The organism is Micromonospora sp. NPDC023633 (assembly GCF_040640035.1).
GTDB lineage: Bacteria > Actinomycetota > Actinomycetes > Mycobacteriales > Micromonosporaceae > Micromonospora.
The window spans coordinates 20,785-30,708 of record NZ_JBFABB010000087.1 but is presented as its reverse complement, the minus strand read 5'-3'; the positions used below and the strand labels follow the sequence as shown (position 1 = coordinate 30,708).

Here is a 9,924-nt window from a genome sequence, read left to right as displayed (position 1 = left end):
CGGCTGAACACCAACGAGAACTCCTACCCGGTGCCCGAGCCGGTGGTGGACGCGATCGGGACCGGCGGGCCCGCCGGGAGCGGAACGACTCCTTGGTGTTCTCCGCCATCGCGTAGAGCGTCGGCACCAGGATCAGGGTGAGCAGCGTCGAGCTGAGCAGACCGCCGATCACCACGATCGCCAGCGGCTTGGAGATGAAGCCACCCTCCCCCGTGAGGCCGAGGGCCATCGGCAGCAGCGCGAAGATGGTGGCGACCGCGGTCATCAGGATCGGCCGCAGCCGGCGCCGGCCGCCCTCGACCACCGCCTCCTGGACCCCCATGCCCTGGGCCCGGTACTGGTTGACCAGGTCCAGCAGCACGATCGCGTTGGTCACCACGATGCCGACCAGCATGAGCACGCCGATCAGCGCCGGCACGCCCAGCGGGGTGCCGGTGGCGAGCAGCAGGCCGATCGCGCCGGTCGCCGCGAACGGGATGGAGATCAGCAGGATCAGCGCCTGCACCAGGCTGCGGAACGTCGCCACCATGATCAGGAAGACGATCGCGATGGCCGCGAGCACGGCCAGGCCCAGGTCGGCGAAGGCCTCCTCCTGGTCCGCGCTGACCCCGCCGATGGCGAAGGTCGCCCCCGGTACGTCGATGCCGTCCAGCTTCTTCTGCAGCTCCTGCGTGATGGCGCCGAGGTTCGAGCCGGTGGCCGTACCGGTGACGGAGACGCTGCGCTCGCCGTCGATCCGGCTCACCTGCTGCGGGCCCTCGGTCTGGGTGACGTCGGCGATGGCGCCGAGCTTCACCGGCCCGACCGGCAACGCGCGCAGCTCCTCCACCGTGGTCGGCGGCTTGCCCGCGAACCGCAGCACCACGTCCCGCTGCCCGTCGTCGAGCGTGACCTGCCCCAGGGGCGCGCCCCGGAACGCCTGGGCCACCAGCTGGCCGACGGCGGCCTCCGTGAGCCCGACCCGCCCGGCGGCGACCCGGTCGACGGTGACGTCGACGCGCGGCACCCGCGTGGCGAGGCTCGTGGAGACGTCCTCGACGCCCGCCAGCCCGGCCATCGCCGAGCGGACCTCCTCGGCGGCCCGGGTCAGCGCCTCCGGGTCGGAGCCCTGCACGACCACCTCGATCTGGTTGGCGGCCGCCCCGCCCTGACCGGCGCCGAAGCTGATCTCACCGATGCCCGCGCCCAGGGCGTCGAACTCCCGGCGCAGCTTCTCCCGCATCTTCTTGGCGTCGGTGCCCTCGCCGAGGGCCAGCGACCAGCTGGCGACGTTGTTGCCGCCGCCGCCGGCGAACGGGTTGTCCCCGCCGCCCGCCGTGACCTGGTACGTCTCGACGTCCTCGGTGCGCTCCAGCACCGCCTCGATCTGGCGGGCTGCCGCGTCCGTGCCGGCCAGCCCGGTGCCCGCCGGCAGCTCCTGGGTGATGCTCAGGGTGTCCTGGCCGGAGTCGTCGATGAAGTTGGTCTCCAGCTGGCGGGACAGGCCGAAGGTGCCGAACAGCACGAGCACGCCGAGCCCCAGCGTGATCCACCGGGTGGCCCGCTTGCGGGTCGCGAACCCGATCACCGGCAGGTACGCCCGCTGCAACGGGTTGCGCAGCTCCTTCTCCTCCGCCGCCCGGCGCACCGCGGCGTCGTCCGCCGTGCCGCCGGGGGGCTTCAGGAACCAGTACGCGAGCACCGGGATGACGGTCAGCGAGACCAGCAGCGAGGCGAGCAGGGCCACCGTGACGGTGATCGCGAACGGCGCGAAGAGCTGCCCGACGAAGCCGCCCACCAGCGCGATCGGCGCGAAGACGGCGACCGTGGTGAGGGTGGAGGCGGTCACCGCGCCGGCCACCTCGCGGACTGCGGCGAGGATCGCCTGCCGCTTCGGCTCGCCGTACTCCAGGTGTCTCTTGATGTTCTCCAGCACGACGATCGAGTCGTCGACCACCCGGCCGACCGCGATGGTGAGCGCGCCGAGGGTGAGCAGGTTGAGCGAGTAGTCGCCGATCCAGAGGGCGATCAGGGCCACCACTACGGAGAGCGGGATGGAGACCGCGGTGACCACGGTGGAGCGGACCGACAGCAGGAAGACCAGGATGACCACGACGGCCATGACCAGGCCCAGCAGGCCCTCGGTGGTCAGGCTCTCGATCGACTTCTCGACGAACGGCGCCTGGTCGAAGACGACGGTCAGCTCGGCGCCGGAGGCCTCCCGCAGTTCGGCGAGCCGGTCCCGGATCTCGTGCGAGATCTGCACCGCGTTGCCGTTCGGGGAGGCGGTGATCGCGATGCCCAGGCTGTCCTTGCCGTTGGTGCGGGTGATCGCGGTGGCCGGGGCGAGCTGCTGCTCGACGGTGGCCACGTCGCCGAGGCGGACCGGAGCCGCCCGGCCCGTCGCCGGCGCGACCACGACGCCGCGCAGGTCGTCCAACGTGGCGAGCCGGGTACCGACCTGCACCGGGAGCGCGCGGGTGCCGTCGGTCACCGCACCGGCCGGCACCGTCACGCCGTTGGTCTGCAACGCCGCGCCGAGGGCGGTCGGCTGGAGCTTCGCCGCCGCCAGCTTCGCCGGGTTCGGGATGACCACCACGACGTCGTCGCGGGCGCCGGTCAGGTCGACCGTCCGCACCCCCTCGATCGCCTCCAGCTCGGGCACGACCGCCGCGCGCAGCTTCTCGGCGAGGACACGCTGGTCGGCACCGCCGGAGGCGGCGAGCACCACCGCGGGCAGGTCGTCGGTGCTGCCGGCGATGACCTGCGGGTCGACCCCCTCCGGCAGCTGCGCGTCGATCCGGTTGAGCGCGGTCTGCATCTTGTTGACCACGTCGTCCAGGTCGGTGCCGAACTCGTACTGGACCTGGACGGTCGTGGATCCCTCGCGGGAGGTCGAGGTGACCTGGTCCAGCCCGGGGATGCCCTGGAGGGCGTTCTCGATCGGCTCGGTGACCTGCGACTCGACGACCTCGGGCCCGGCGCCGGGGTAGACCGCCACGATGAACGCGGCCGGGAACTCCAGAGACGGCAGGAGCTGCTGCTTCAGTGACGGTACGGCGAACGCCCCGAACAGCGTGGTCACCACCGCGATGAGGGCGATCAGCCCTCGGTTGGCGAGGCTGAATCTGGCGAGCAGCGACATCGGCGTGACTCACTCCTGAAAAGGCGATTGGCGGGGGTACGGATTCTTCCCCACCCGGCCTGACCGACCCCGGTCGGCCCTGCCCCCGTCCGATGCACAGGGCTCGCCTCGGCCGCGCCGGATCACTCCCGTCGGCGTCGACCGGTGCCGATCCGCTGGCGGCTCAGGCGAGGTCGAGACAGCGGGCGGCGGCCAGGGGGTCGTTGGCGATGGTGGTCGGCACGGGCGCGGTGGAGATCGCCCACTCCGGATCCTTCAGGCCGTGGCCGGTGACCGTGCAGACCACCGTCGAGCCGGCCGGGATCCGACCGGCGGCGGCCTGCTGGAGCAGGCCGGCCACGCTGGCCGCGCTGCCCAGCTCGACGAAGACCCCGACCTCGCGGGCCAGCAGCCGGTACGCGGCCAGGATCTCCCGGTCGGTGACGGCCGCGATCAGGCCGCCGGAGGAGTCCCGGGCGTCGAGTGCCCTGGTCCAGCTCGCCGGGTTGCCGATCCGGATGGCGGTGGCGATCGTGGACGGCTCGCGGACCACCTGGCCGCTGACGATCGGGGCGGCGCCGGCCGCCTGGAAGCCGTACATCTTGGGGGCCCGGGTGGCGTTGCCGTCCCGCAGCTCCTCGGAGTAGCCCATCCAGTAGGCGGAGATGTTGCCGGCGTTGCCGACCGGCAGGCAGTGGATGTCGGGCGCGTCGCCCAACGCCTCGACGATCTCGAAGGCGGCCGTCTTCTGGCCGTGCAGCCGGTCGATGTTGACCGAGTTGACCAGGGCGACCGGGTAGTCCTGGGCGAGCTTGGCGGCCAGCGACAGGCAGTCGTCGAAGTTGCCGGTGACCTGGAGCAGCCGCGCTCCGTGCACGAGCGCCTGGGCCAGCTTGCCCAGCGCGATCTTGCCCTGCGGCACGAGCACCGCGCAGGTCAGGCCGGCACGGGCCGCGTACGCCGCCGCGGAGGCGCTGGTGTTGCCGGTGGAGGCGCAGATGATCGCCTTGTTGCCGGCCTCGACCGCCTTGGAGACCGCGAGCGTCATGCCCCGGTCCTTGAACGAGCCGGTCGGGTTGGCGCCCTCCACCTTCAGGTGCACGTCGCAGCCGAGCCGGGCGGAGAGCACGGGCGCGGGCAGCAGTGGGGTGTTCCCCTCGTGCAGGGTCACGACCGGGGTGGCGTCGGTGACCGGCAGCCGATCCCGGTACGCGTCGATCAGACCCCGCCACATGTCGTTCTCCCTCGCCTCTACCGCCCCGCCGCGCCGGGTACGCCTCCAGCCTGGACCAGCATCGCCCGGTGCCCGTCGGCGCACCCGCAGTTAACCATCAGGCGAGACGCGGAAGCGCCCGCCCCGCCGGGGCGGCCAGCGACCGGTCACCGCCCGGCCCGTGCCGTCGCGACCGCGACCCGCCCGGCGGTGCCGTCCGGGGGGCCAGCGGGCCGGTCACAGCCCGCCCTCCACCCGCAGCACGCTCGCCACCGAGCGGACGATGTCCAGCCCGCGCAGCTCGCGTACGGTCGCGGCGAGCGCCGCGTCGGGGGCCACGTGGGTGACGATGACCAGGTCGGCGTCCTCGCCCCGGCCGGCCGGGCCCCCGCCCGCCGGGCCCTGCCGCACGGTGGCGATCGACACGTCGTGCCGGGCGAACACCCCGGCGACGGCCTCCAGCACACCCGGCCGGTCGGCCACGTCCAGGCTGATGTGGTAGCGGGTCAGCGCCTCCCCCATCGGCCGCACCGGCAGGTCGGCGTACGCGCTCTCGCTGGCCGACCGCACCCCGGCGAGCCGGTTGCGGGAGACCGCCACCACGTCGCCCAGCACCGCGCTGGCGGTCGGCGCGCCGCCGGCACCCCGGCCGTAGAACATCAGCGGCCCGGCCGCCTCGGCCTCGACGAAGACCGCGTTGAACGCGTCGCCGACGCTGGCCAGCGGGTGGCCCAGCGGGATCATCGCGGGGTGCACCCGCACGCTGACCGTCTCCCGGCCGGCGGCGTCGGCGCCCCGGGCGGCGATGCAGAGCAGCTTGATGGTGCACCCCATCGCCTTGGCGCTGGCCACGTCGGCCGCGGTGACCTCGGTGATGCCCTCCCGGTGCACGTCGGCCGCGCCGACCCGGGTGTGGAACGCCAGCGAAGCGAGGATGGCCGCCTTCGCCGCCGCGTCGAAGCCCTCCACGTCGGCGGTCGGATCGGCCTCGGCGTAGCCCAGCTCGGTGGCCTCCTCCAGCGCCTCCGCGAAGCCGGCGCCGGTCGCGTCCATGGCGGAGAGGATGAAGTTGGTGGTGCCGTTGACGATGCCGGTGACCCGGTTGATCCGGTCGCCGTGCAGCGACTCGCGCAGCGGGCGCAGCAGCGGGATCGCCCCCGCCACGGACGCCTCGTAGTAGAGGTCGCCGCCGCCCTCGGCCGCCGCGTCGTGCAGGGCGGCGCCGTCCTCGGCGAGCAGCGCCTTGTTGGCCGTGACCACGCTCTTGCCGGCCCGCAGCGCCTCCACCAGCCAGCCCCGCGCCGGCTCGATGCCCCCGACGACCTCGACGACCACGTCCACGTCGTCGCGCTTGATCAGGCCGAGCGCGTCGGTGGTGAACAGGGTCGGGTCGACCGGCAGGTCGCCACGGTCGCGGCCGAGACGGCGTACGGCGATGCCGGCGATCTCCAGCGGGGCGCCGATCCGGGCGGCGAGGTCGGCCGCCTGCTCGTGCAGCAGCCGGACCACCTCGCTACCGACCGTGCCGCAGCCGAGCAGTGCCAGGCGCACAGGTGACGTCATCCCACATCCAATGCCAGCAGGTCCTCTTCGGTCTCCCGCCGGACGATCAGGCGCGCCTGGCCGCCCCGCACCGCGACCACCGGGGGGCGGGGCACGTGGTTGTAGTTGCTGGCCATGCTCCGGCAGTAGGCGCCGGTGCCCGGCACCGCGACAAGATCTCCGGGCTGCACGTCGGCGGGCAGGAATTCATCCTTCACCACGATGTCCCCGGACTCACAGTGCTTTCCCACCACGCGGGCGAGCAGCGGCTCGGCGGTCGACGCGCGGGACGCCAGCGTCGCGGAGTAGGACGCGTCGTAGAGCGCGGTACGGATGTTGTCGCTCATCCCGCCGTCGACGCTCACGTACGTCCGGATCCCGTCCACGTCCTTGACCGTGCCGACCTCGTAGAGGGTGAACATGGCCGGCCCCACGATCGCCCGGCCCGGCTCGATCGACAGGTGCGGCACCGCCAGCCGCTCCGCCGCGCACTCGGACTCGACGATCCGGCGCAGCCGCTTCGCCAGGTCCTGCGGGGTGGCCGGGTCGTCCTGGGTGGTGTACGCGATGCCGAAGCCGCCACCGAGGTCCAGCTCGGGCAGCTCCACCCCGCGCGCGTCGCGGATCTGCGACTGGAGGCCGAGCACCCGGCGGGCGGAGACCTCGAAGCCGCTGGCGTCGAAGATCTGCGAGCCGATGTGCGAGTGCAGGCCGCGCAGCTCCAGCACGCCCTCGTCGAGCACTTGGAAGGCCGCATCGGCCGCCGCCCCGCCCGCGAGGGAGAAGCCGAACTTCTGGTCCTCGTGGGCGGTGGCGATGAACTCGTGGGTGTGCGCCTCGACGCCGACCGTGACCCGGATCATCACCCGGGGGCGGACGCCCCGCTCGCGGGCGAGCGCGGTGAGCCGGTCGATCTCGTCGAACGAGTCGAGGATGATCCGGCCGACCCCGGCGTCGAGCGCCCGGGTCAGCTCGGCCACCGACTTGTTGTTGCCGTGGAAGCCGATCCGCTCGGGCGGCATCCCGGCCGACAGCGCGGTGGCCAGCTCGCCCCCGGTGCACACGTCGAGGTGCAGGCCCTCATCGGAGATCATCCGGACCACGGCGCGGCAGAGGAAGGCCTTGCCGGCGTAGTAGACGTCGACGCCGTCGAAGCCGGTGCGGAAGTCTCGGCAGCGCGAGCGCAGGTCGTCCTCGTCGAGGACGTACACCGGGGTGCCGAACTCGGCCGCGATGTCGCGGACGCCGAGCCCGGCCACCGCGAGCACGCCGTCGCCGTCGCGCGTCACGTTGCGCGGCCAGAGCTGGGGCACCAGGGCGTTGACGTCGACCGGGGGACGCAGCCACGCCGGCCCCCGGCTACCGATGTCGCCGTGCAGCGCACCGGCCTCGTGAGCACGCATTACCGGTCTTCGCTTCGCGACTGGGGGCCTGGCAGGCTCACTCCTCGCGCTCGCACGGCGCTCACATCCTCTCGGGGGCCGAGACGCCGAGCAGGCGCAGGCCGTTGGCGATCACGGTGCGGGTGGCGTCGTTCAGCCAGAGCCGGGCCCGGTGCAGGTCGGTGACCTCCTCGTCGCCGCGCGGCAGGATCCGGCACTCGTCGTAGAACCGGTGGTAGGCCCCGGCCAGCTCCTCCAGGTAGCGCGCGACCCGGTGCGGGCCGCGCAGCTCGGCCGCCGCGGCGACCACGGCGGGGAACTCGGCGAGGGCCTTGAGCAGCTCGTTCTCCTTCTCGTGCCCGAGCAGCTCCGGGCGGAACGCCTCGGCGTCGCCCCGGGTCAGCCCCACCTCGGCGGCGTTGCGGCCCACGCTGGCCGTCCGGGCGGCCACGTACTGCACGTAGTAGACCGGGTTGTCGCGGGTGGCCCGGGTCCACAGCTCCACGTCGATGTCGATCGGGGAGTCGCTGGAGTAGCGGGCCAGCGCGTACCGGGAGGCGTCCACGCCGATCGCGTCGACCAGGTCCTCCAGGGTCACCACGGTGCCGGCCCGCTTGCTCATCCGGACCGGGGCGCCGTCGCGGACCAGGTTGACCATCTGGCCGATCAGGATCTCCAGGTTGCGCTCCGGGTCGTCGCCGAAGCACGCCGACATCGCCTTCATCCGGCCGATGTAGCCGTGGTGGTCGGCGCCCAGCATGATCACGACCCGGTCGAAGCCGCGCTCCCGCTTGTCGAGGTAGTAGGCGCAGTCGGCGGCGAAGTAGGTCCACTCGCCGTTGGACTTGCGCAGCACCCGGTCCTTGTCGTCGCCGAAGTCGGTGGTGCGCAGCCAGGTCGCGCCGTCGGACTCGAACACCCGACCCTGCTCGCGCAGCCGCTGCAGGGCCAGGTCCAGCTCGCCCCGGTCGTGCAGGTCCTTCTCGTTGAAGTAGGTGTCGAACTCGACCCCGAAGCCGCGCAGCGAGGACTTGATCTCAGCGAACATCAACTGCACGCCCTCGATCCGGAAGACCTCCTGGGCCGCGGCGTCGTCCAGCTCCAGCACGTCGGGACGGATCTTCCGGACGGCGTCGGCGATCTCGGTGATGTACGCCCCGGCGTAGCCGTCCTCGGGGGCCGGCTCGCCCTTGGCGGCGGCGAGCAGGGAGCGGGCGAACCGGTCGATCTGGGAGCCCGCGTCGTTGAAGTAGTATTCCGTGCCCACGTCGGCACCCGTGGCGCGCAGGAGCCGGCTGAGCGCGTCGCCGACGGCCGCCCAGCGGACGCCGCCGATGTGCACCGGGCCGGTCGGGTTCGCCGAGACGAACTCCAGGTTCATCCGCTGGCCGGCGAGCCGGTCGCTGCGGCCGTACGCCTCACCGGCCTCGACGATCGCCCGGGCGAGCTGCCCGGCGGCGGCCGCGTCGAGCCGGATGTTGAGGAAGCCCGGGCCGGCGATCTCCACCGACTTGACCCCCGGGGCCCGGCCGAGCTGGTCGGCCAGCGCCGTGGCCAGCTCGCGCGGCGGGACGCCCACCTTCTTGCTGAGCTGGAGAGCCAGCGTGGAGGCGTAGTCGCCGTGCTCGGGGTTGCGGGGTCGCTCGACCACCGTCCGCTCCGGCAGGGCGGAGCGGTCCAGGCCACGCTCGGTGAAGACGGCGTGGGCTGCGGATAGGACGACCTCGGCGAGTTCTGCGGGAGTCACCGATCCATGTTATCGGGGGTAGACTCGGCACCCGCGGCGGCGACCCAGTGTGTGAGACCGGCCCGCCGGATCCCCTGACCGACCGACCTGACGAGGCACCATGAGCATCAGCACCCCGGGCGGCCCTGAGCGCCGTCCGAACGTGGTCAGCACCGGCAAGAAGCCGGCAGCGGGCCGGCCGGCCGCCGGCGCCAAGGCCGGGTCCGGCGCCGCCAGGACCGGGTCCACCGGCGCCAAGGCCGGGTCCGGCAAGCCGACGGGCACCCGTCCCGGCGCAGGGGGCAAGGGCCGCAAGCCCATCGCCCCGGTGAAGGTGAGCCAGGGCCGCTCCTGGGGGCCGATCGCGCTCTTCGTCGCCGTGGGTGTGCTGGCCGTGGCGATCATCGGCTACGGCGCCTGGGCGACGTTCCAGGGCGCCAAGCCCTGGGAGGACCGGGCCGACGCGATCGAGGGCATCGTCAACTACCGCGAGAAGGACAAGGACCTCGTCTCGGGCGGCAACCACAAGGCCGGCCCCATCACCTACACGGTGCTGCCGCCGGTGGCCGGCCCGCACAATGCGGCCTGGCAGAACTGCATGGGTGACGTCTACCCCACCCAGATCGCCAACGAGCACGCGGTGCACAGCCTGGAGCACGGCACGGTCTGGATCACCTACCGCCCCGACCTGCCCGCCGACCAGGTGACGAAGCTCGCCGACAAGGTGCGGGGCAAGGAGAAGCTGATGCTCAGCCCGTTCGAGGGGCTGGACAAGCCGATCTCCCTGCAGGCCTGGGGCTACCAGCTCAAGGTCGACAACGCCGACGACAGCCGGATCGACGAGTTCGTCAAGACGCTGCGGGTGAACGCCTCGATCGAGGGTCCGACCGCGCTGTGCAGCGGGGGCATCACCGCCACCGGCACCGCCCCGCGCGACAACCCGCAGATGGGCTGAGGA

At 72.9% G+C, this 9,924-nt stretch carries 6 protein-coding genes; 1 reads left to right on the top strand and 5 read right to left on the bottom strand.

All coding sequences use genetic code 11. From position 1 onward, the window contains the following. From AB0G13_RS24100 to argS, 5 genes are all read right to left on the bottom strand, one after another. Nucleotides 1-3,124: efflux RND transporter permease subunit (locus AB0G13_RS24100; protein ID WP_357878178.1), on the bottom strand; the 3,124-nt coding region annotated here is incomplete at its 3' end. Between the two features lie 163 nt (nt 3,125-3,287). Further along, a complete protein-coding gene (gene thrC / locus AB0G13_RS24095) occupies nt 3,288-4,337 on the bottom strand; it encodes a threonine synthase (protein ID WP_357878175.1) in 1,050 nt (349 codons plus the stop codon). A gap of 216 nt (nt 4,338-4,553) precedes the next feature. Beyond that, the gene (locus AB0G13_RS24090) at nt 4,554-5,867 is read right to left on the bottom strand and encodes a homoserine dehydrogenase (RefSeq protein ID WP_357878187.1); all 1,314 of its coding nucleotides are present in this window, start codon (nt 5,865-5,867) and stop codon (nt 4,554-4,556) included. A gap of 8 nt (nt 5,868-5,875) precedes the next feature. Further along, nucleotides 5,876-7,261 carry a diaminopimelate decarboxylase gene (lysA, locus tag AB0G13_RS24085; RefSeq protein WP_357878172.1) on the bottom strand — a complete coding sequence of 462 codons (1,386 nt, stop codon included), beginning with the start codon at nt 7,259-7,261 and terminating at the stop codon, nt 5,876-5,878. 61 nt (nt 7,262-7,322) lie between these two features. Beyond that, the gene (gene argS, locus AB0G13_RS24080; RefSeq protein ID WP_357878169.1) at nt 7,323-8,987 is read right to left on the bottom strand and encodes an arginine--tRNA ligase; all 1,665 of its coding nucleotides are present in this window, start codon (nt 8,985-8,987) and stop codon (nt 7,323-7,325) included. A 100-nt stretch (nt 8,988-9,087) separates the two neighbouring features. Here argS and AB0G13_RS24075 point away from each other — a divergent pair, with 100 nt between their 5' ends. Beyond that, complete coding sequence (locus AB0G13_RS24075; protein ID WP_357878166.1) at nt 9,088-9,921, top strand: DUF3105 domain-containing protein; 834 nt, start codon at nt 9,088-9,090, stop codon at nt 9,919-9,921. Nucleotides 9,922-9,924: the final 3 nt, after the last annotated feature.

Excerpts from the sequence above, each read along its gene's own strand:
- thrC (WP_357878175.1), bottom strand. The coding sequence starts at position 4,337 with ATGTGGCGGGGTCTGATCGACGCGTACCGGGATCGGCTGCCGGTCACC.
- lysA (WP_357878172.1), bottom strand. The coding sequence starts at position 7,261 with ATGCGTGCTCACGAGGCCGGTGCGCTGCACGGCGACATCGGTAGCCGG.
- AB0G13_RS24075 (WP_357878166.1), top strand. The coding sequence starts at position 9,088 with ATGAGCATCAGCACCCCGGGCGGCCCTGAGCGCCGTCCGAACGTGGTC.